13 protein-coding genes, 3 pseudogenes and 1 CRISPR repeat array are annotated in these 22,804 nt (G+C 36.9%); of the genes and pseudogenes, 11 read left to right on the forward strand and 5 right to left on the reverse strand.

The annotated features are described in order from the left end of the window. Window positions 1-359: 359 nt before the first annotated feature. The 4 genes and pseudogenes from ACOWPH_RS22325 to ACOWPH_RS22340 form a co-directional block, all read left to right on the forward strand. On the forward strand, window positions 360-1,112 hold the full coding sequence (locus tag ACOWPH_RS22325) for a pentapeptide repeat-containing protein (protein WP_015212308.1): 753 nt from the start codon (window positions 360-362) through the stop codon (window positions 1,110-1,112). 389 nt (window positions 1,113-1,501) lie between these two features. Continuing rightward, entirely contained in the window at window positions 1,502-2,974 is a 1,473-nt protein-coding gene (locus tag ACOWPH_RS22330) for a pentapeptide repeat-containing protein (protein WP_015212309.1), read from the forward strand. Window positions 2,975-3,296: 322 nt separating this feature from the next. After that, on the forward strand, window positions 3,297-4,754 hold the full coding sequence (locus tag ACOWPH_RS22335) for a S8 family peptidase (protein WP_015212310.1): 1,458 nt from the start codon (window positions 3,297-3,299) through the stop codon (window positions 4,752-4,754). 199 nt (window positions 4,755-4,953) lie between these two features. Beyond that, a pseudogene (locus ACOWPH_RS22340) lies at window positions 4,954-5,121 on the forward strand (ISKra4 family transposase); the annotation flags it as partial. Between the two features lie 43 nt (window positions 5,122-5,164). On the opposite strand, the gene ACOWPH_RS22345 reads toward ACOWPH_RS22340, so the two are convergent. Beyond that, a complete protein-coding gene (locus tag ACOWPH_RS22345) occupies window positions 5,165-6,133 on the reverse strand; it encodes a metal ABC transporter substrate-binding protein (RefSeq protein ID WP_015212313.1) in 969 nt (322 codons plus the stop codon). A gap of 212 nt (window positions 6,134-6,345) precedes the next feature. Here ACOWPH_RS22345 and ACOWPH_RS22350 point away from each other — a divergent pair, with 212 nt between their 5' ends. Further along, window positions 6,346-7,086, forward strand: coding sequence for a metal ABC transporter ATP-binding protein (locus ACOWPH_RS22350; RefSeq protein ID WP_371834365.1), 741 nt, complete (start codon window positions 6,346-6,348; stop codon window positions 7,084-7,086). Between the two features lie 213 nt (window positions 7,087-7,299). Continuing rightward, the gene (locus tag ACOWPH_RS22355; protein ID WP_015212315.1) at window positions 7,300-8,163 is read left to right on the forward strand and encodes a metal ABC transporter permease; all 864 of its coding nucleotides are present in this window, start codon (window positions 7,300-7,302) and stop codon (window positions 8,161-8,163) included. A 609-nt stretch (window positions 8,164-8,772) separates the two neighbouring features. On the opposite strand, the gene ACOWPH_RS22360 is transcribed toward ACOWPH_RS22355, so the two are convergent. From ACOWPH_RS22360 to ACOWPH_RS22370, 3 genes are all read right to left on the reverse strand, one after another. After that, window positions 8,773-9,363, reverse strand: coding sequence for an exopolysaccharide biosynthesis protein (locus ACOWPH_RS22360; protein WP_015212316.1), 591 nt, complete (start codon window positions 9,361-9,363; stop codon window positions 8,773-8,775). A gap of 359 nt (window positions 9,364-9,722) precedes the next feature. Then, a complete protein-coding gene (locus ACOWPH_RS22365) occupies window positions 9,723-10,598 on the reverse strand; it encodes a lipid kinase (RefSeq protein WP_042465531.1) in 876 nt (291 codons plus the stop codon). A gap of 582 nt (window positions 10,599-11,180) precedes the next feature. Next, window positions 11,181-12,857: a SulP family inorganic anion transporter gene (locus ACOWPH_RS22370; protein ID WP_015212318.1), complete on the reverse strand. Its 1,677-nt coding sequence runs from the start codon at window positions 12,855-12,857 to the stop codon at window positions 11,181-11,183. 624 nt (window positions 12,858-13,481) lie between these two features. Between ACOWPH_RS22370 and ACOWPH_RS22375 the strand changes: the two are divergent. From ACOWPH_RS22375 to ACOWPH_RS22390, 4 genes and pseudogenes are all read left to right on the forward strand, one after another. Next, window positions 13,482-14,702: pseudogene (locus tag ACOWPH_RS22375) on the forward strand (ISL3 family transposase). A gap of 438 nt (window positions 14,703-15,140) precedes the next feature. Beyond that, window positions 15,141-16,586 (forward strand): cytochrome ubiquinol oxidase subunit I, encoded by a 1,446-nt coding sequence (locus ACOWPH_RS22380; RefSeq protein ID WP_015212320.1) that lies wholly within the window; start codon window positions 15,141-15,143, stop codon window positions 16,584-16,586. A gap of 274 nt (window positions 16,587-16,860) precedes the next feature. Next, on the forward strand, window positions 16,861-17,874 hold the full coding sequence (gene cydB / locus ACOWPH_RS22385; protein WP_015212321.1) for a cytochrome d ubiquinol oxidase subunit II: 1,014 nt from the start codon (window positions 16,861-16,863) through the stop codon (window positions 17,872-17,874). A 244-nt stretch (window positions 17,875-18,118) separates the two neighbouring features. Beyond that, window positions 18,119-19,993: direct repeats of the CRISPR family, unit length 37 nt; unit sequence ATTGCAATTTTCATTAATCCCTATTAGGGATTGAAAC. A gap of 297 nt (window positions 19,994-20,290) precedes the next feature. Then, window positions 20,291-20,755 carry a hypothetical protein gene (locus ACOWPH_RS22390; RefSeq protein ID WP_015212322.1) on the forward strand — a complete coding sequence of 155 codons (465 nt, stop codon included), beginning with the start codon at window positions 20,291-20,293 and terminating at the stop codon, window positions 20,753-20,755. A 128-nt stretch (window positions 20,756-20,883) separates the two neighbouring features. Here ACOWPH_RS22390 and ACOWPH_RS22395 read toward each other — a convergent pair whose 3' ends face one another. Then, the gene (locus ACOWPH_RS22395; protein WP_015212323.1) at window positions 20,884-21,282 is read right to left on the reverse strand and encodes a nuclear transport factor 2 family protein; all 399 of its coding nucleotides are present in this window, start codon (window positions 21,280-21,282) and stop codon (window positions 20,884-20,886) included. 277 nt (window positions 21,283-21,559) lie between these two features. On the opposite strand from ACOWPH_RS22395, the pseudogene ACOWPH_RS22400 reads away from it, so the two are divergent. Continuing rightward, window positions 21,560-22,738: pseudogene (locus ACOWPH_RS22400) on the forward strand (ISL3 family transposase). Window positions 22,739-22,804 lie beyond the last annotated feature (66 nt).

Genomic DNA, 22,804 nt, shown 5'->3' on the forward strand with positions numbered 1-22,804 from the left:
TATGTAAATACGAATTAATGACTAAATATCAATATGATCATGATTCTGATCAGTTGTTTATGAATACTAAACAGTAGTATTTACAACTAAATTTTGAACCATATGTTTAACATATATTTTACTTGGTGTCTATACCTCAAATGATTATATTTTCTTTTTTAAGTGCAGAGTAGAATTGGGTTTATCCCAAATAGCTGTAGATCATAGATATGATTTATTAACCTGCTAAGAGTTCCTCTAGTATCTTTTGAATTGGGGATTTTAAATTGCTCAGTAGTTATCTTAACTAATAATTGAAGGTTATTTATGTACCAACATTTGCAACGAATACTCACTAAATCAAAAATAATACAAGTGTTATGAGAGTGCCAAAAATATTTTCTATTACTTCTAATGACCTTCAAATCACAGCTTTATTTGATAAAATAGCTACCATGAAAATCATCCGGTGGATGCTGGAAATAAATGAAAATCTAAAGCATGATCGACACAATAAACACTATCAAGATTACCTAATGAAGGTTGTAGCCCAACTGGAAAATAATTCCATAGCAACCAGTTTAGATGCAATTAATGATTTAGAGCATCTCGCTGGAGTTAATCCACAATACCACTGGATAATTATGGATATGCTTACTAATTTTGTGCGAAATAAAGCTGCCAGTATATCCCCAGAAGAAGTAACAAATAATTCCGCTGAAAACGCCAGGAAAGTAATTCAAGCAGCTATTACTGTGATTGGTAGGAGAGATACAAAATATGACCCAGAAAATGAGCAAATTGACTTAAGTTACACGGATTTAAGGGGAGTAAACTTGCAAGGTGCGAACCTGGAACAAACTAACCTTTATCAAGCTAATCTCTCAGAGGCAAATCTTGCTGGTGCAAACCTGGAGGGAGCGATTCTCAGTGCGGCTAATCTCTCTGGTGCAAATCTCAATTTTGCTAATCTGTCCCAGGCTATCCTTAGTGCTGCAAATCTCAGAGGTGCAAATCTCTCTAGTGCTAACTTACATCGAGCTAATCTATATTTAGCTAGTTTACAGGATGCAATTTTGAATGATGCTATCCTGGATGAAGCAAACCTGAGGGAAGTGCAGTTTAGGTTTTAAGAAAAATATATACCAAGTATATAATGCTGATTACTGATAAAGTTACAACTGAAATTTTTGCTTTCCAGGCATTGACATCTACTCCTGTGTAGGAGTATTTTTAGAAATAAATTATATGGTAGGTAACTGTTAACAGAGAAAAGTAAACAGGGTTAAAAGCCTGTCTATGTCTGATTTTTATGATTTGTGTATGTCCTAACTTACTTAGTAACTGCGATAAATCTACAGATGGTCGGATATTTTATAAAAAGTATATTTATTCTCATTCTAACTAATTAATACAACGCTTAATTAAGTAAGTTCTAGCATATCTAACTTTGAAGCTAAATGCTATACTGTTGTTTTTAATCATCTCAGTAATACTCATTATTGTGAAGCATCTTTCTGGTATGTCTGCTAAAAAGACAGACACAACTTTGAATTGGTTTATTAGCATCATAGTTATTGTTGCTATGTCCTTAATACTGATTGTCTTCGCATCTACTAATATTGAAAAGTTATCACTTCAGCAGCGAATAACTGATAGAAATCAAGCATTAACTACTACTGCTATAGTTTTTCTAGGTTTAGCTGTCATGCTTAATGCTTACTACGCGGCAAAGCGGACTCAAGCAATGCAAAAAAATGCGATTACAGCGGAGAAAAGCCTAGCAATTGGTATAGAAAATACGAAACTGACTCAAGAAAGATTGATTGCAGAACGCTTTATTGGCGGAATTGCTCAGTTGGGGCATGACAAGGTAGAAACGCGCATTGGTGCAATTTATGCGTTAGAAAGAATTGCCCAGGATTTCCCCCAAGAACATTGGACAATCATGGAAATTCTCACCGCGTTTATCCGGGAGAATGCAGCTATACAAATAGAGAGGAAAGTACCCAAACCAGAAGATTTTATGACGATTGATTTGGGTCAACAGCGAGAACGGGCCCGTCGTCAACAGCCAGCAGATTATTCTATTCCTTTAGAGTCTTTCAAACTTCGCACTGATATTCAAGCGGCACTAACTGTGATTGGTAGACGCAATTTTCAGCAAGACCGAGAAAATCAAAAACTGGATTTACGGAATACTGACATCAGACGGGTAGATTTGGCAGGGGCTAAACTGCAAGGGGTCGATTTGCGGGGATCTGATTTGAGCGGGTCTGATTTGCGGGAGATAGATTTAAGTGGAGCAGATTTAGATGGGGTTAAACTCATCGGGTCGATTCTCTTTGAAGCTAATTTGTTTAAAGCTAGTTTACGGGGAGCTAATTTAAGTCGGGCGAATTTAAATCTTGCTAATTTATATGGAGTCAACTTGCGTTCAGCTAACCTATCTGGTGCAAGTTTGCGTGCAGCTAATTTACAAGCTGCTAATTTGTATAAAGCTAATTTGCAACAAGCAACTCTGAAAGCGGCTAACTTATCTGGTGCTAAGTTATTTTTGGCGAATTTGCAAGGGGCGAAGTTGGGTAAAACTAATTTACAGTTAGCGGGTTTGACTGCGGCGAATTTGCAAGGTGCAAATCTCAATGGTGCAAATCTCCAAGGTGCAAATTTGAATGCTGCTAAATTGCAGCAAACAGATATTTATTTTGCTAATCTCAGTGAAGCTAGTTTGACGGAGGCAGATTTGCAACAAGCTAATCTGATGGGGGCTAATCTTTGTAAGGCTATTCTTGATGAAGCTGATCTTTCGTGGGCAAATTTGATGGGAGCTAACTTAGCTGGCGCTCATCTTTGTGATGTTAAACTGACTGGAACGATTTTGACGGGGGCAAAAAACCTGGAATTAGAGCAGATAAATATGACTTGGGGCGATCGCACTACTCGTCTACCTGATTATATCGAAATACCGGAGAGTTGGCGGCAATCTGTTTGAAAATTTACCGATACGGTCAGCAGTAAAACTATATTGGTGCATTCTACTTTCTCAGGCAAGATACGAATTATGAATTATTTTAATTGTTATTAATTGCTCATATTTTAGTTTTAATCAAGTCATTAAATCCTGACTTTTAGATTGTCATGATTGCTTGTTTATAAAATTCTTAATTCGTAATCAAATTAGCTTTTTATAGTTAGCAATTTATAGTATTTTTTGACCATGACTAATCAATAACATTTTCAAGCTTTTGCTAGATAAAGGTTTGAAAAGATCAGGCTGTTACAAAAAGATTACTATTTTTGAGGATAAAATTCTGATGACACTGGATATTACCCACAATTTTTCCTCCAAAAAGGAACTGAATATTACTCCTATTTCCTCAGTTAATACCTTTGATAATCAGGCTGATAATAGCTTGAGTTGGGGTAATCGTAGTAGCTCTCTACAGCAAGAAACCAAAGAGTCTGTTGTCACCACTAGCAGCTATAACTCTAGAAATGGCTATGGCTTAATCAATGCCGGAAAAGCAGTTAGTGAGGCTGCTGGTGAAAGTCCCTATGCAGATGCTCCTGACTTGGGTGGAAATAATTGGGGTGCAGATTTGGTGAATGCTCCAGCAGCATGGGAGCGTGGACATACAGGACAGGGTATTATTGTTGCGGTTCTAGATACTGGAGTTGACTATAACCATACCGATTTAAATGATAATATTTGGACGAACAGTAAAGAAATTTCAGGTAATGGTATAGATGATGACGGTAACGGCTATATTGATGATATTCAAGGTTGGAATTTTGACAGTAATAACAATAATGTTTTGGATAATAATGGCCATGGAACTCATGTTTCTGGAACTATAGCTGGGGAAAATAACGATACTGGTGTGACTGGTATTGCTTATAATTCCAAAATTATGGCAGTCAAGGTTTTAGATGAAAATGGTTCAGGTTCTTATTCAAATATTGCCAAAGGAATCTATTATGCTGTAGATAATGGTGCTAACGTGATTAACCTCAGCCTTGGAGGTAATTCTGGTAATGATACCCTCAAATCTGCCCTTGAATATGCCAGCAGTAAAGGCGTAATTGTGGTTATGGCAGCAGGTAATAATAGCGAATCCACACCATCCTATCCCGCCCGTTACGCCGATAATTTAGGAATTGCTGTTGGTGCAGTAGATAAAAATAAGAACCTCACTGACTTCTCTAACCGTTCTGGCTCTCAAGAAATCAAATACGTCACAGCACCTGGTCAGGATATTTACTCTACAGTTCCCAATAATCAATATGCCACTTACAGTGGCACTTCTATGGCAGCCCCTCACGTTGCTGGGGTAGTTGCCCTTATGCTTAGTGCTAATCCCAATCTAACTGATAGCCAAATCCGGGATATTATTACCCGGACAGCAGAAAATGGGACACAAACTCCAGAACCTACTCAGCCTTCAAATCCAACACCTTCTTTACCATTTCCATTTCCTATTGAGTTACCCTTCAGTCTCATCAATATCGGTTCACTATTTCCCTTCGATAATATAGGTTCATTATTTCCCTTAGAAGCACAATCAACTATTTCATTAGAACCTATTGTTTTATCTGTTGGTGATATGAGTACGGCAACGCCCAAGGTAGAGGAATTCAGTTATCATAATCAGAGTCATGATAGATGGGAATTGAGTTATTACGACAGCGATTTAACTAATTATACAATTACTGAAGATGCTGATTTGTCAGGAGTCAGGAGTCAGGAAGAAGAATATTTTACAAGTTATTGAATGGCATGAAAATGGTGTTGATTTCGCCGATGCTTTTCATTTAGCTCCAAGTAATCATTGTTTAGAGTTTTATACTTTTGATGAAAAATTTATTAAAAAATCCCAAAATTTATCTGGTTCAACAGTCAAAAAGCCTGATTTGTAAATTGGTATAGTGAAAACGTTTGAAGTTCACAAACTTTACTGCCTTGATTTCCTTTACCATCAAGCTGAACAAATTTGTTCGATTGGTTCTGGTTCGGTTGAATCTGCCGTTAAGCAAATTGACCGTCGAACTAAGATTTCAGGCGCACAATGGGAACAAGAAAATGTCCCTCAAGTCCTAGCTCATCGCTCTGCTTACCTCAATGGATTATTATCGGTTTGAGCCATGTCAAAAAGTGAGATGTTCCCGTTAGAGACTCATCTCGCTAAGATTTTGCTTCTATTTTTGGCTTGAGTTCAAACGGCGTATATTTACCTCCCAATGCTGTGACAATAGCGCGGGTATTCGCTACCATCATCTTGATGTATGTATCTCCATCGCTTCCTTTTGCACCGATAGAATCAGAATAAAGTTGTTGCGGAGCGAGTTTTATACCTGCCTCTTGGGCAACGGTTTTAATTAAAGCTGGATTAATAGTGGTTTCGGCAAAAATTGCAGGTACACCTATTTTTTTCACTGAATCTACTAATTGTTTGACTGTTTGGGCGCTGGGTTGTTCTTCCGTACTAATGCCAATTAAAGTTCCAGCAATTTCAATACCATAAGTATTTCCATAATATTGAAATGCATCATGGGTAGTGATAAGTTTACGTTTTTCTAGGGGAATAGTTTGGATTTGTTGCCGAATCCAGATATTTAATTGCTGTAATTCATCGGTAAGTTGGGCTGCTTTTTGAGTAAATTTATCTTTATCTTCTGGTGATAACTCAATTAATCCGTCTCTAATAGCTTTTACCATCAAGATGGCATTTTCTCCACTCCCCCAAACGTGTGGATCTGGAACGATTTGACCTTTGCTTTTTTCTAACTTTAAAGGTTTGACAACTTCTCCCACAGCTAACTTCCGTGCTTTTCCTCCACTAGCATTCATCAACTTAATAATTCCTGGTTCTAAGTTATAACCGTTATATAAAATTAAGTCCGCTGCTTCTAAAACTCGGCTATCTGCTGGTACTGGTTCGTAAACGTGAGGATCTGCACCGGCTTGGAGAATTCCCAACAAATCAATTTCCTCTCCACCAACCTCTTCAGCTAAATCTGCAATTACAGTGCTAGTTGCTACAACCTGTGGTTTGCCATTTCTCCGTGGCAGAGAGTCTGACTGAGTACAACTAAGTAATGTTAAAGGTAATAAAATCACCACACACAACCGAAAAATCTTTGTTTTCTTCATTCAACTACCACTATTGATTCCGAGTATTAATTTAATTTATCCCTATTATTACTTCTAATTATAGATTTTTTCATATTTCTCTCATATTTATAGTAAACTCAAGGAATGAATATTTAAATACGGTTATGCAAAACGTTTCTTTTTACCAAAAAATTAGCTCATTACAGAGACAAGTAAGAGCGATTTCTGAACAAACTATCAAACCGATTGTGATGAATCCCACCGCAGCCATTAACATCTCCCATTTAGGGGTACACTACCGGACACAGGAAGCTTTGCGGGATATTAACTGCATTATTAAACCAGGACGACTGACGGGAATTTTTGGCCCCAATGGTGCTGGTAAAAGCACGCTGATGAAAGCAATTTTGGGATTAGTACCTTTAAATAATGGTCAAGTTTTATACGAAGGTAAAGCCCTAATGCAGCAACTAGAAAGAGTTGCCTATGTACCACAACGTAGCCAAATTGATTGGAATTATCCTGCTACGGTTTGGGATGTAGTGATGATGGGACGTGTGAAAAAGACAGGCTGGTTGCGTAGTTTCTCGACTGTTAGCCGCCAAGTAGCCAAAGATGCTTTAGAAAGAGTGGGAATGGAGACATTTAAAAACCGCACCATTGGTGAACTGTCTGGAGGACAACAACAAAGGGTATTTTTAGCCCGTGCTTTAACCCAGCAAGCAGAAATTTTTTGTTTTGATGAACCCTTTGTAGGAATTGATCAAAAAACCCAAACCATAATTTTTGAAGTCTTCCAAGAACTAGCCGCAGCTAACAAAATCGTCCTCGTAGTTAATCACGACTTAGGCGAATCCATCGTTCATTTTGATGATTTAATTTTACTAAATTGTGAACTAATTGCCACAGGTTCTCGCCAACAAGTCCTGACAGAACAAAACCTCCATCAAGCTTACGGAGGAAAAGTCATGTACTTTTCTGATGCAGCATAATACAGGAGTCAGGAGTCAGGAGTCAGGAGTCAGAATATTGATACTACTCGGTACTCAGGAACTGGCTTTAAATTTAGATTTTGTACCTCATTGATTTGCAATCTACTGTAATTATCTTTCTTCCTCTCTTCCTTTGCTACGTAACGCTAACGCGAACGCCTACTTTGCGTCTTTACCTCCGGTACACTCCGTGAACGCGGTTCATTTTCCTCTATGATTCAAACACTAATAGAACCGTTGCAATATGGCTTTATGCAACGTTCCTTAATCATCGCCATACTCGTAGGCTTATTATGTGCAGTAGTTGGTAGTTACTTAATGGTACAACGCCTAGCATTACTGGGTGATGCTATCAGCCATTCTGTTTTACCAGGATTAGCGATCGCATTTATGATCGGTGCTAATATCTTTGTCGGTGCATTTATTGCCGGCATTGTGAGTACAATGGTCATAGCTTTTATTAAAACACGCTCACCCATTAAAGAAGATGCCGCCATGGGTATAGTGTTTTCAGCCTTTTTTGCTCTGGGTGTGACTTTAATTACAGTTATTCAAAAAGATAATAAAATCGATCTGAATCACTTCCTTTTTGGGAATATTCTGAGTGTAACTGTAGATGAAGTGCGAGATACAACTATCATTGCGGCGATTGTCTTGATAGTTATCGTCCTGTTATACAAAGAACTTCTATTTTACACCTTTGATCCATTGGGCGCACAAGCCGCAGGTTTACCAGTTAATCGTCTCAACTTTGGTTTAATGCTGTTGATTGCTTTAACTATTGTCGCCAGCATGAAAGCTGTAGGCGTGATTTTAGTATTATCACTTTTAATTACCCCAGGTGCAACCGCTTATCTAATAGTGAAGCGCTTGCATGAAGTGATGATTGTCGGAGCCATAATTGGTGTAATTTCTAGTATTAGCGGAATGTATATCAGCTACTTTTATAATTTACCTTCTGGGCCAGCTATCGTTTTAGTAGTTTCGAGTTTATTTACCTTGGCTTTATTATTCAGTCCCAGACATGGAATAATTTTTGCATCTCGTCAACCAAGGAAGCAAGCTTTGGAAAAATAGCCCACAGCATAAACACACTGAAATGTAAATAATTTGATTATAAGGCGCTTATCCGTCGATGGGTAGATGCAAAAACAAGGGATACCTTATCTAAAAAAAATGCGATCGCACTTTTTTTAATTAATTCTTCCTGATTAACCAAACACACAGACGGAAGTACATATACCTTAATTGATTAATCGCCCTCAGGTGGAACTGGGGGTTTTACTACAATACTCTTTGATTATATACAAAAAAATATCTGATCAGCCAATACTTCCGGATATAGCCGAAAATCAGACGGATAAGAAAATAGTAGATGCACCTTAATTAGATTGCAGCCCTCAGCTTTTAGCTGGGGGTTTTATTTTAGCAATAATTTGATTGCTATATTGTGTATTTTTGTGAATAAAAAAGTCCTCTTCATGAGGGAACTTTCCCCATTTGAGTCAGAATGCAGAGGAATCACTAGATAAACCGCTTATCTGAGATAATTCATCTTTTTCAGTTTTCTATTCTGGGAATCTCATTATATCAACTCCCACATTTCGATGTGTATATTGTTTTGTAAAGATTTTCAATTTTTTCTATTTGAGCGATCGCAAATTCAACAGCACCGTCTTAGAAGGATCAGTTCTTGAGAGTGGCAAACCACAGTGCATAACCAACAAACCCAAACAATAAAGTAATCAAGGCTGTAATCACGTAGCTGATGCATATCAGCAAACCGTCAGATTCAATCATGGCAACTGCCAAAAGTAAAATACCTACAGTGGGAATGGGATTGGTAAAGGGAATTGGTAATATTAATAATATTGTCAGCCAAAATATACAAAGCCCATTTAAGCGCCAAATCCAAGGATGAGAAGCTATTTGCATTAATCGGGGACGAGTGATTTTTTCCAACACCCTAGTTACTCGATGCAAATTTTGTAGAATTATCTGAGCAATAGCGTGAGGAAATTGGTAGTTAGCGATTTTTCTGGGTAACCAGGGTGTTCTTCTGCCCAGAACCATCTGTGCCGATAACAGCAAGCAGGTACCGCCAAAAGGCCCTGTAAAGCCTGGTGGCATAGGCAATAAAAAGGGCAACACTAATAATGAAATTACTAAACTAAAACCCCGTTCTGAAGTTTCTGCCAGAATATCACCGATAGTCAGTGACTGTTCAGCTAAACCTTGCAACAAAGATTTAATCTGTTGAGAAAATCGCGAATGCATTTTGCTCAAAGTTTATAGGAGAGTAGCCTGAAAACCCCGATAGCGGAGTATAGCTTTAGTCATAGTTGAAATATAAAGACTCAAACAAAGTTTTTATGTTTCAACATCTTAATAAAACTAAGTATATGGGCAGAATAAAACCAAACCGTGTCAAGGGAACACCAGAAAATAAATTATCCAATCTTGTGGGATGGGCATTCTGCCCGTCCTTTATTAATTAGCTGGCAAGATGCCCGCACCACAAGAAATTTTTGTACATTTTTTTATTTGGAAGTCTCCAAGAAAAGTAAAGAAGGGTTTTAGCCTTGTTTCCCCCGCACCCTGCCTGATCCCAACCACAATTTTTAACGCCAACCTACTTATAGTGGTGGTACCAAAACGCTGATAGCCATAGGTATCACACGAAACACAGCCGGAGTATAAGTAGTGATTTCCCCATCTGTATTGATAGGACGTGGTTTACGAGTATAAACCTCAAATTCCTTTCCTTGTATAGCACGGACACTTGGCCAATGTATATGCCTACCTTGACGCATTGCCGGTAGTAAAGGTATTATTTCCCACCAATGTTTAACTTCTAAACTATAAAGATCCAGCCTCTGATCATCTATTGTAGCGTCATGAAATACAGCCATGCCACCACCATAATAGCGACCATTGCCTACAGCAATTTGCACAGTTTTGACGTGAATTGATTGACCATTTATGCGAATTTCTGCACTAAAGGGGCGAGATTTCCAAATTACTTGAAATGCTGCCGCTGCATAAGCAAATATTCCCCAACGGCGTTTAACTTCTGTAGTTAATCGCTGAGTAATTTTTACACTTAATCCCAAACTGGCAGCATTAAAAAAATACTTACCATTTACCCAACCCAAATCAATGTGTTGCAATTGTCCAGCAGCAATAACTTGACAAGCTTCGGGTAAAGAATTGGGAATGCCCAACGTTCTAGCCAAGTCGTTTGCAGTTCCCAAAGGCAAAATTCCTAAAGGTAATTGAGTCTCAACTACAGCATCGACTGCGGCATTAAGAGTACCATCACCACCTCCAACTATTACCAAATCAATTTCATGGTGGTATTGTCTAATAACATCACCCAAATGTGTTGGGTTCTCTGTAGATTCTGGAATCACATTAAAACCAAGTGACTCCAGACAGTGAATAGCTGCCAAGAGGTTTTCTTCCCCTTTACGGGCATGACGATTTACTAATAACAGGGCGCGGGGGCTAATGGGTAGAACCCTTTGCAGTTTATATATCGAATTTTCCACGTTTTTTACCTTGCTTGAATTTCACTGTCAAAGCTTGGTGAGTCTGTGATTTTATTTACTAACAATTCCATTTTCTCTATTTGAACGTTAGTAGTTATCAGTATATTCTTTGTTAGGGAATAATAGCAATTCGTAATTAATAAAGACTGAATTAATTTGTGTCGCTATATTTACATGAATAGGACTTAGGCACAACAGAATGAAAGTAGGGGCAATTAATGAATTATAACTACACTATAATTGGGTTTTTGATTACATCTTTGGTAAGTAATAATGACCAATGATTATTTGACGGTATAAGCCATTAGATTTATCTGTGGAATCAATCCAAAAAACAACCTAAGTTATTGAAAAAAACCCCTATTTTGCGCAACAAAATAGGGGATATTTTTGATGATTGATGTGCTTTGGCTTTAAGAGGATATTTTTACAGTGGTTTGCGATGTATCAAAAACCTCATATCCTCCCCTATGCCAACTTGATCAGGAAAATTTAGAGATTAGAGAGCGATCGCAAAACCAAGTTAAACTTAACCAATATCCTCTAAGAAACAGGTGCATTTGTTTCGGTTGCTAAACTGTGAACTAAAGCAACTGCTTGTGTTAGTGCTTCCTTGCGGTCTACCATCAAATGATGGGGAGGTAATAAGCTCAAAACTCCCAAGTTATCCAACCGTTTCTTAATTTTGCCTGCTGCACCAACAATGATTACTTGACGACCTTTTTCACAAGCTTCTCTAATTGCACTTTCAATAGTCAAGGAAGCTGTAACACCCATCATAGGTACATCACTCAAATCGAGAACGATCACATCACAATCTTTTATGGCGTTATGTTCACGAGAAATAGCCTTAGAAACACCAAATATCATCGCCCCACTTAAGTAAAATAGCAACACGCGGCCATTAGCTGCATCTAATAAACTCTTTTCTTCTGGAGTTAAATCAATAGCATCATCTGCATCACTAATGGCTTTGACTGTCTCCGACTGCATACTAGAAAGACGTTCAATAGTTAAGATGTTGGCAATAAATATACCCACACCCACAGCCACAATTAAGTCTACAAACACAGTCAAGAGTAATACACCATACATGATGATTGAACCCTTGAGAGATACTTTGTGAGAGCGTTTTAAGAAACTCCAGTCGAGAATATCAACCCCTACTTTCAGGGCAATACCAGCTAACACAGCCATCGGAATACTCTGAGTTATCCCCGCAGCACCCAAAACCACAACCAACAGTACCAAAGCACGAGTGAGACCAGATACCGCAGTTTGCGCCCCCGTTTGGATATTAACAACAGTTCCCATTGTTGCCCCAGCACCGGGTAAACCACCACATAAACCAGATACTACGTTAGCGATACCTTGGCCAATTAATTCTTTATCAGATTTATGTTCAGTGCGGGTTAAGCTATCAGCAACCACGGCAGTTAATAGAGTGTCAATACATCCCAACATCCCCAACATTACCCCATCAACTAACATGATAGTGACGTTTGATAACGTGAAAGTTGGCAGTTGAATCTTTGGTAAACCAGTTTCAATTACACCAATGCGTTTTATATCTGCATCTCCAAAAAATACCAAAGAAACCACTGTCACTGCTACTAATGCAATTAACTGAGGTGGGACAATGCGCTTAACTTTCGATGGGGTTAAGAAAATAATTGCCACTGTCATCACACCCAAAATTAAAGCAATGGGGTTGATATTTCCTAATAAATTAGGTAGGTTTTGAACTATTCCTAATACTCCACCTTTAGGGGTTGCTTGCCCCAAGAAAGGCGCAATTTGCAAAATAATCAAAATCACCCCAATTCCTGACATAAAGCCAGAAATTACACTGTAGGGCATGAGGGTTATATATTTCCCTAGCTTAAAGATGCCAAAGATAATTTGAAATATCCCTGCTAACATCACTACGGTAAAAGCCATAGCCAAGCCATTTTCTGGATCGTTGGCTGTAAAGGAACTGATAATACCGGTGATGACTACTGTCATTGGACCAGTAGGTTCAGAAATCAGAGTTGGTGTACCACCAAATAATGCTGCGAAAAAGCCCACACAGACAGCACCATAAAGACCGGCTACAGGGCCAGCACCGGAAGCGACACCGAAGGCTAAAGCTAGTGGTAGAGAAACAATGGCAGCTGTAACACCACCAAAAATATCTCCGCGTAAATTGCGGAAATGAATAGTATTAGTTATTTGCATGGGAGAGAAATGAATGATGAGGGTTGAAAAAAGATTTTTGCTGCTGAATGCTTTTCAGTCGGCTAAACTGCAACACCTGTCTTCAACTTTAAGCACTTGGTCAGCAAGTATGCAACTATGCTCTATTGGCAATAATAATCTTTGGTAACAATGAAAAATTTAGCTACCCTGTTTATTATTAGTTGAAGGTTGAAACTATTAGTGTTGGTTAATTTTGGCAAATGCAAGCGATAAAGTTTGAGCTGTTAAAATTACAACTAAAGAGTTTTTATAAACAGCCTTTGAACTTTGATGTTTTGCTAGATATATTAATGTTGATCTAAAGATATATTCTCAACATTTAAGTTTTATTAAAAAGTGGGTTGTAAAATTCATTTGTAAATGCTCACTCCTCAAGTAGTAATAAATTGATTTGAAATTGCCAAATATAGCAAGCATAATAATATCTGGCTCTTGCATCTCTTTTATGGAGAAAACTAAAAGTATTAAAATTTAATGCCGATAAATTTAAATTATTAAAGTTGAAAACTCTATCCCTGTAAAGGTTTGCAAACTTTTTGATATATGGGAATAAGCATAGGATTACAATCATAATTATCAAATACAAAAGTTTTAGGGATAGTTATGAAATTTAGCGTAGATCAAATCCTCAATCTCCCAGAGATGAAAGTGTTAGATTTTCAAGAACTTGTTGGGGCAGGAATAATTATAACAATAGAGAAAGCTGTCAACTATTCTACTTGTCCAGACTGTGAAAAAACCACCTATAGTATACATCAAAATCATTGGCGGCTAATTCACGAATTTATCTTGGAGTGAAAAACCAGTATTGTTAAGAATAAATCGCCGTCAATTCAAATGTAACAAGTGCAAAAAGGTCTTCAGTGAAAAGCTAAATTTTGTAGATAAAAGTAAAGGATATACTAAAAGACTAGCCATAGATATAGTTGCACAAGTATTAGACAGTAATATTCATAGTGTTGCCGAAAGAAATGACTTAAGCGATGAAGAAGTTGAATCAATGTTAAAGGCACAAGTATCACAAATATTAAACATTAATTTAAATCAGGTGAAAAGGTTAGGCATAGATGAGATTGCTTTGGTGAAAGGTCAAGGAAGTTATTTAGCAGTATTAGTAGATTTAGATACTCGTAAACCCATTGAGTTGGTGAAGTCAAGAAGAATAGAAGAAATACGTGAAGTTATTGTCAAATGGGGATCTCAGGTACTTGAACAAATAGTTGAAGTGAGTATGGATCTTTGGTCTCCTTATAAAAGTTTAGTAGAAGAATTAATGCCAAATGCGAATATAACTGCTGATAGATTTCATGTAATGAAACAAGTAAATGATGAATTAGATGCTATGCGTAAATCTGAAAAGAGAGCCGCCATGTCTTTAGATAATAAATCAGAGCGAGACCGAATATTAGCAGGATTAAATAAAAGCAAATATAGCTTAATAAAAAATGAAGATTCTTTAAATGAACAACAAAAAGAAAGATTAAATAATGTTCAAAAAGTTTCCCTATTCTGGCAAAAATGCACGCCCTAAAAGAAGAATTTCGAGACATATTTGAATCCACTAAGTCTTGGGGCGAAAGCATAATGAATTTATTAGATTGGATGCACGATGGACTTTCTTATTTTCCCAAAAGTATAGGAACAATGATTAGGTGGTTTGGTGAAGTTGTAGGTTATTTTGACGGCAGAACTACTAGTGGTACTGTAGAAGGAATTAATAATAAACTCAAATTAATCAAAAGACTTGGATATGGATTTCGTAACTTTAGCAATTTCAGATTACGTAGTTTATTAAACTGGCACTTTAGTATTAATTCTCCATAAAAGAGACGCAAGAGCCTAATATCTTGCTGGCGCTGTAGTTATAGATGAAGAATTACATGATCAATGAATCAAGATTTTACGGAAAGATAAAACCTAGTTATTCTTGAACACAATCATGCGAAACTATGTAATTTCAGGTTTTTGACCGGAAATTTAGCTTAACTGTTTTGATTAAAAATAGCATACAGCCTTTGCAGGCTAAAAAATTAACCCGAAGGTACGATTTATTAAATAAATATTGAATACCTTATATAAGCTTTTACTTATGTATCATCGAAAATTTGCCTGGTTTCTTCGATGTATAATATTTTGTCTATGAAAATCATTATTTATTCCTTTTGCATTGGGGTGAAAAAATTTTTTTTCGCAGCTGATATTTTTTCCATCCAGTGCTTTACCCGATATCCTAGAAAGAGTAGTGAGCAAATGGAGAGATAGGTGGAATTTTTATCCGATTCCGTCTTATTATCACGGTTGCAATTTGCACTCACAGCAATATTTCATATGCTTTGGCCTGTGCTAACGACAGGAATGGGCATTTACTTAGTCATAATTGAAGGAGTATGGTTAAAAACCCGTAATCCAGATTACTACCTCCATGCCCGTTTTTGGTCTAAATTCTACGTTCTCAACTTCGGTATTGGTGTGGCTACTGGTATCCCCATGGAGTTTCAATTTGGGACGAATTGGGCCCCATTCTCAGAAGCAGTGGGTAACTTTTTTGGCAGCGTGATTGGTTTTGAAGCGTCTTGGGCATTTATGCTCGAAGCTGCTTTTTTAGGGATTATGCTATTTGGTTGGGAGCGTGTCAACCCTACCATTCACTATCTTTCTACCATTTTGGTAGCGGTGGGTGCTAACCTTTCCACTTTGTGGATTTTAACAGCTAATTCTTGGATGCAAACTCCCGCAGGTGGGGAATTAGTCGATGGTAAATTTATTGTCCATGATTACTTTCAGGCTATTTTAAATCCCTTCATGGTTAACAGTGTGCTGCATATGTTTTTTGCCACATTGGAGACATCACTATTTGTGATTGGGGGAATTAGTGCTTGGTATATTCTCAGACAAAGCCATCCAGCTTTCTTTTCCCGTTCCTTGAAAATAGCTTTAGCAGCTGCGATCGCAGTCGCTCCCCTTCAAATATACATCGGACACCTCAGCGGTGAACAAGTTTATCACTATCAACCAACCAAATTAGCAGCAATGGAAGCCCAGTGGGAATCATCCCCAGCGGGAAAACCTGCTGACTGGAGTATACTTGCTATACCCAACGAAAAAGCCCAAAAAAACGACTGGGAAATTACCATTCCCAACGCTTTAGGATACATTCTCGAATTTAAACAAAATCTTTCAGAACCACTACGGGGTTTAAAAGAGTGGAAACCAGAAGACCGTCCCCACATGATAGGTTTAATATATTATGCCTTCCGCATCATGATTGGCATTGGCTTCTTCTTCGCTGGACTGATGTTATTAAGTACCTTGCAATGGTTACGAGGTAAACTTTCAGCCGAGAATATTAGTAAACAACGTTGGTTAATGGTGGGTTGGGTATTAGCAGCCCCTCTAGGATACATCGCTGTGGAATCAGGTTGGATAGTTCGTTGTGTGGGAAGACAACCTTGGATACTTTATGGACAAATCCGCACAGTAGACGCAGCCTCTCATTTACCTGCTAGTAATGTCTTAGTTTCCCTAACCAGCTTTGCCACAGTTTACAGCATTTTATTTATAGCCGCTTTGTATTTTGGTAGTCGCATTATTCGTAACGGCCCCAATCTTGATTTACCAATTCCCGGTGTAGAAATTACCAAACCCGCAGTTGATACCACACCAGGAGAATTTTTACCAGATGAACGTCCTGTAGAAGCACAACAATAACATTAGGAGATTTTTAAATATTTTCATCGTAGAGATATTTCATGAAATGTCTCTACAGAATTTACAACATCCGTAGGGTGGGTTAGCCATAGCGTAACCATAAGAATTCAGGAGTCAGGAGTCAGGAGTCAGGAGGAAGAAGGAAGAAGAAGAAAGGAGTAAGAAAGGAGGAAGAAAGGAGGAAGAAGAAGAATATTTTTCTGTTCCCTGCTATATCAAACATTCTGTATCCTGAATCCTTACGTCAATTTACATATTCAAATTACATCAACTTATGGAAACACTACAATATTTTCTTCCCCAAGTTTGGTTTGTAATCTTAGGTTTATTTCTCTTTCTTTACGTCATGTTAGATGGATTTGATTTAGGAGTGGGCATATTATCTCTCACATCTTCTGATGAAGAACGTCGGGGGCTGTTAATGACCAGTCTAAGTAATATTTGGGATGCTAATGAAACTTGGCTAGTCCTCATGGCTGGAGGTTTGTTTGGTGCATTCCCTCTTGCTTACGGCACAATATTAAATGCCTTATATATCCCCATTTTGGTGATGATATTTGGCTTTATCTTTCGGGGTGTAGCCTTTGAGTTTCGGGAATTATCTCGACGTAAATTATTTTGGAATTTAGCTTTTGGTGCAGGTAGCTTCGGTGCTGCACTTGGACAAGGTTTTGCGTTAGGTGCGGTCTTGCAAGGTATTAATGTCGATCAAAAAGGGCATTTTATTGGTAGTACCTGGGACTGGTTAAGTCTACCATCTGTATTGGTAGCGTTAACCTTAATTCAAGGCTATGTTTTGATTGGTTCAACATATCTTGTCTGGAAAACCACCGGAGAATTGCAAGAGACTCACTATAAAACTGCAAAACTAGCTGCTTGGACAACTTTAATCGGTGCAGTTTTGATTACAATCACCACACCTTTAATTTATGAAGGTGCGAGAATGCGGTTATTTCAACAACCGTTAGTTTATATTTTTGCAGTTATTCCCATTTTAGGAATCTGGTTAATTTGGCAGCTTTTGCAAAGTTTAAATCGCCAGGAAGAACGCGCACCTTTTGTTTGGACAATTTTGTTATTTGTTTTGACATTTTTGGGTTTGGGTTTGATTGTTTTTCCTTACATTATCCCCAGACAGATTACAATCTATGAAGCTGCTGCTGATCCCAGTTCGCTGGTAATCATGATTATTTTTATCGGTTTCCTGATTCCGGTAATGTTGTTTTACAATCTGTATCAGTACATTGTCTTCCGGGGTAAGGTGACTGGTGGAGAGTATGGAGAATAGTTGACAACCAGCCTTTTAGCGCGGCTGGGTAGGTGTAAAAAATCAAGAAACTGAAAAAATGTCTGTATCTCTTGATAGGCTTGGTTTTGCGGCTGTTCATGTTAGTCACCCATCCGCGCACCTTACCCAGACCGGGTTTCAGCGATTTTCATTCTTGACACAATTTCTGAAATGGACTATGATAAGAGCGATCGCGCAACCGTACCTTGAAAACCAAATACAGACAGGCTTCCAGGATGCCGCTATTGCAATTTTCATTAATCCCTATTAGGGATTGAAACATCAAGAAATTCGTCTGTAGCTTCTGCTGCCACATTTTATTGCAATTTTCATTAATCCCTATTAGGGATTGAAACGAGAGAGTTGCACTTTTAAAAGGTCTTTTAGATATTGCAATTTTCATTAATCCCTATTAGGGATTGAAACAGTGTCCAATGCTTTGTTTACCTTGTGGATTAATAGCGATCGCCAATTGCAATTTTCATTAATCCCTATTAGGGATTGAAACCATTTATTAACCATTGATGAATTATTTCAGCGTCATCAATTGCAATTTTCATTAATCCCTATTAGGGATTGAAACCATTTGATAACTGTGTAGGTGTGGTGAATTGCACATTGCAATTTTCATTAATCCCTATTAGGGATTGAAACCTCAATAGCTTGCACATTGATACCTAGCCGTCTTATTGCAATTTTCATTAATCCCTATTAGGGATTGAAACGTTTTTGGGCATCTGGCAATGGTAGGGGTTCATCTGATTGCAATTTTCATTAATCCCTATTAGGGATTGAAACATCAAGGTAAAGTACGATTGTTATCTTATCCATATTGCAATTTTCATTAATCCCTATTAGGGATTGAAACGGTACATCGGAAGAAACAACCGATACCAACCGCACACATTGCAATTTTCATTAATCCCTATTAGGGATTGAAACAAATCGATAGCTGCAATCCAACCTAACGAGTTGGTAATTGCAATTTTCATTAATCCCTATTAGGGATTGAAACCAGGTACGGTAACTTTCCGTCATGCACATCTCATTGCAATTTTCATTAATCCCTATTAGGGATTGAAACACTTAGTTTTTCTTGCTCTGACATTTTAGCCCCTAATTGCAATTTTCATTAATCCCTATTAGGGATTGAAACGTCCATCAGCCCAAACCTCCAAATTCACGGTAGAGTCCTTAGATTGCAATTTTCATTAATCCCTATTAGGGATTGAAACCCCTCTGTGTACCGCCCCAAAGCTTCACGCCAACCATTGCAATTTTCATTAATCCCTATTAGGGATTGAAACAAGCGTTCCTGGCGGACATCCTTCGATGCACTCCAATTGCAATTTTCATTAATCCCTATTAGGGATTGAAACTTCGCCCAAGCGAGTCCAGAAGATTTTGTAATCCGTACATTGCAATTTTCATTAATCCCTATTAGGGATTGAAACATTCATGTTTCAATCAGTTTTATAAACTCCTCATAATTGCAATTTTCATTAATCCCTAATAGGGATTGAAACCGGGCATCAAACCCAACTGATCCGATACAGCAAGCAGCAAGATTGCAATTTTCATTAATCCCTATTAGGGATTGAAACAAATAGCTCATTCCATAAAAGCTGGGATACTGTTAAAAAAAATTGCAATTTTCATTAATCCCTATTAGGGATTGAAACTTGAGATTTTAACTGTAGTTTCTGCCAATGCTGGGGAATTGCAATTTTCATTAATCCCTATTAGGGATTGAAACATACGGGTGTAGCTTTCAACAACATAGAAACGCTAATTGCAATTTTCATTAATCCCTATTAGGGATTGAAACGGGTAGGATTCGCCTGTTTCGGGGACAAAGAACGAATTTATTGCAATTTTCATTAATCCCTATTAGGGATTGAAACACGAAAGAGGTGAAAAAAACCACCGATAAAGTAATTGCAATTTTCATTAATCCCTATTAGGGATTGAAACGAAGAGAGCCGCCAAAATCCTGTGAAGAAGCAAAAATTGCAATTTTCATTAATCCCTATTAGGGATTGAAACATAACTGAATCAACGAAATATTCAACGATTTTTACTATTGCAATTTTCATTAATCCCTATTAGGGATTGAAAATCACACATTTACTAATGATTTAGAAAATAAAATGATTCTGATCCCAAATTGATATGAAGTCGCATGGAATAAAATATCAAGAATAATTGAACGCAGATAAAGACGGATAATTCAATTGATATCATCATTCTGTGCAACCTTACATATACTGCAAAAGGGTAAAACCTGAACTTATGTCATACTGATAAGATTTTTTTATCTTTCTATCCTACTTAAAAAATTGTGAAAATCGGTTTACAAGTGTAGACATTAAAAGATAATAGAATTGACAGTAATTAGAGGAGGCTAATTTCACCCATGAATAAATTATTAGATGAATCACTATCTCTGCAAGTTGCTGAAAGCATCAAAAGTAAAGCTAAAAAACCTTTTGAGAATGCTTATAAAGCTGCTTTAGCAACTGAAGGATCAAGATATGTTCAAGGTTTTTTAGTGTTTACTGGTCAGCCATATAAACCTGTTGAACATGGTTGGATTGAATTAGATGAAGTGATTATCGATCCCACTCTTCCTTATTTACAAAAAAACCATAAAAACCTTTGGTATTTTCCTGCACAAAGTCTAACTCTCAAAAAGCTAAAAGCCATAATTGACGAATCAAAAGAAGATTATCCAGAGGATGATCCTCTGCCAGTTTATGGTCAATCACCTTATGAATATTATGGTGATTTAATGTTAGGTGATCAAGAATATTTGACGGCTTATCAAGCGGCTGAAGTCAAATGTAGAGAAATTAATGGTTTAAATGCTGAGGGCAATTAATTTTAAACAAATTACTCTAAATATAGAATTTATCATATTTTTACCTAGCATCTAAACCCTCTTCATTATTTTGTGGAGGGGAAAAAGATATTTTCAAAATAGCTATAAATTTAATTGTGTATTAAAGGCTAATAGGATTTTCCATCACTGCCAAAGTATTCTCTATAACCACAAATTTTATTCTCTCTGACATCAAAGGCAACTGCAACGCGATTTTTATAAGGTTCTCCTAACAATTTGCCTTCATCTCTAAATTCAAAAATAACAGTTTTTTCGTTGCTAGTAATGTTATCTAAAGATTTAAGCTTTAATCCAGGTTTAAAAGCTTCGGAAACATAATCAAAAAACTCTTTTGCTCGTTCTTTACCTACATTTAATCCGTGAAATTTCCCCATTGGAAACCAAAAACTAAAATCGTCGGTGAGTATATCTAGAAATGCTTGCCAATTACCTGTTTCTAGCCCATTTGTAAAATGCTCAAATGCTTGTTGTGCTACTTTTAAAGTGTTTTCTGATGTAGTGGTCATCTATTAATTATCCCTTTTAATGTCAAATTGAAATTTTGCTACTATTTAGATTTACAATATCCGGCTCTTGCGTCTCTTTTATGGAGAAAACTAAAAGTATTAAAATTTAATGCCGATAAATTTAAATTATTAAAGTTGAAAACTCTATCCCTGTAAAGGTTTGCAAACTTTTTGATATATGGGAATAAGCATAGGATTACAATCATAATTATCAAATACAAAAGTTTTAGGGATAGTTATGAAATTTAGCGTAGATCAAATCCTCAATCTCCCAGAGATGAAAGTGTTAGATTTTCAAGAACTTGTTGGGGCAGGAATAATTATAACAATAGAGAAAGCTGTCAACTATTCTACTTGTCCAGACTGTGAAAAAACCACCTATAGTATACATCAAAATCATTGGCGGCTAATTCACGATTTATCTTGGAGTGAAAAACCAGTATTGTTAAGAATAAATCGCCGTCAATTCAAATGTAACAAGTGCAAAAAGGTCTTCAGTGAAAAGCTAAATTTTGTAGATAAAAGTAAAGGATATACTAAAAGACTAGCCATAGATATAGTTGCACAAGTATTAGACAGTAATATTCATAGTGTTGCCGAAAGAAATGACTTAAGCGATGAAGAAGTTGAATCAATGTTAAAGGCACAAGTATCACAAATATTAAACATTAATTTAAATCAGGTGAAAAGGTTAGGCATAGATGAGATTGCTTTGGTGAAAGGTCAAGGAAGTTATTTAGCAGTATTAGTAGATTTAGATACTCGTAAACCTATTGAGTTGGTGAAGTCAAGAAGAATAGAAGAAATACGTGAAGTTATTGTCAAATGGGGATCTCAGGTACTTGAACAAATAGTTGAAGTGAGTATGGATCTTTGGTCTCCTTATAAAAGTTTAGTAGAAGAATTAATGCCAAATGCGAATATAACTGCTGATAGATTTCATGTAATGAAACAAGTAAATGATGAATTAGATGCTATGCGTAAATCTGAAAAGAGAGCCGCCATGTCTTTAGATAATAAATCAGAGCGAGACCGAATATTAGCAGGATTAAATAAAAGCAAATATAGCTTAATAAAAATGAAGATTCTTTAAATGAACAACAAAAAGAAAGATTAAATAATGTTCAAAAAGTTTCCCTATTCTGGCAAAATGCACGCCCTAAAAGAAGAATTTCGAGACATATTTGAATCCACTAAGTCTTGGGGCGAAAGCATAATGAATTTATTAGATTGGATGCACGATGGACTTTCTTATTTTCCCAAAAGTATAGGAACAATGATTAGGTGGTTTGGTGAAGTTGTAGGTTATTTTGACGGCAGAACTACTAGTGGTACTGTAGAAGGAATTAATAATAAACTCAAATTAATCAAAAGACTTGGATATGGATTTCGTAACTTTAGCAATTTCAGATTACGTAGTTTATTAAACTGGCACTTTAGTATTAATTCTCCATAAAAGAGACGCAAGAGCCCAATATCCTAGAGCAATTAAGGCACTAAAAAATAATTTAAGCCCTAAAAT

Source organism: Anabaena sp. PCC 7938 (genome assembly GCF_049315035.1).
Lineage (GTDB): Bacteria > Cyanobacteriota > Cyanobacteriia > Cyanobacteriales > Nostocaceae > Anabaena > Anabaena cylindrica.

Coding starts and splice junctions, on each gene's coding strand:
- ACOWPH_RS22325 (WP_015212308.1), top strand. CDS start 360: ATGAGAGTGCCAAAAATATTTTCTATTACTTCTAATGACCTTCAAATC.
- ACOWPH_RS22330 (WP_015212309.1), top strand. CDS start 1,502: ATGTCTGCTAAAAAGACAGACACAACTTTGAATTGGTTTATTAGCATC.
- ACOWPH_RS22335 (WP_015212310.1), top strand. CDS start 3,297: ATGACACTGGATATTACCCACAATTTTTCCTCCAAAAAGGAACTGAAT.
- ACOWPH_RS22345 (WP_015212313.1), bottom strand. CDS start 6,133: ATGAAGAAAACAAAGATTTTTCGGTTGTGTGTGGTGATTTTATTACCT.
- ACOWPH_RS22350 (WP_371834365.1), top strand. CDS start 6,346: ATGAATCCCACCGCAGCCATTAACATCTCCCATTTAGGGGTACACTAC.
- ACOWPH_RS22355 (WP_015212315.1), top strand. CDS start 7,300: ATGATTCAAACACTAATAGAACCGTTGCAATATGGCTTTATGCAACGT.
- ACOWPH_RS22360 (WP_015212316.1), bottom strand. CDS start 9,363: ATGCATTCGCGATTTTCTCAACAGATTAAATCTTTGTTGCAAGGTTTA.
- ACOWPH_RS22370 (WP_015212318.1), bottom strand. CDS start 12,857: ATGCAAATAACTAATACTATTCATTTCCGCAATTTACGCGGAGATATT.
- cydB (WP_015212321.1), top strand. CDS start 16,861: ATGGAAACACTACAATATTTTCTTCCCCAAGTTTGGTTTGTAATCTTA.
- ACOWPH_RS22390 (WP_015212322.1), top strand. CDS start 20,291: ATGAATAAATTATTAGATGAATCACTATCTCTGCAAGTTGCTGAAAGC.
- ACOWPH_RS22395 (WP_015212323.1), bottom strand. CDS start 21,282: ATGACCACTACATCAGAAAACACTTTAAAAGTAGCACAACAAGCATTT.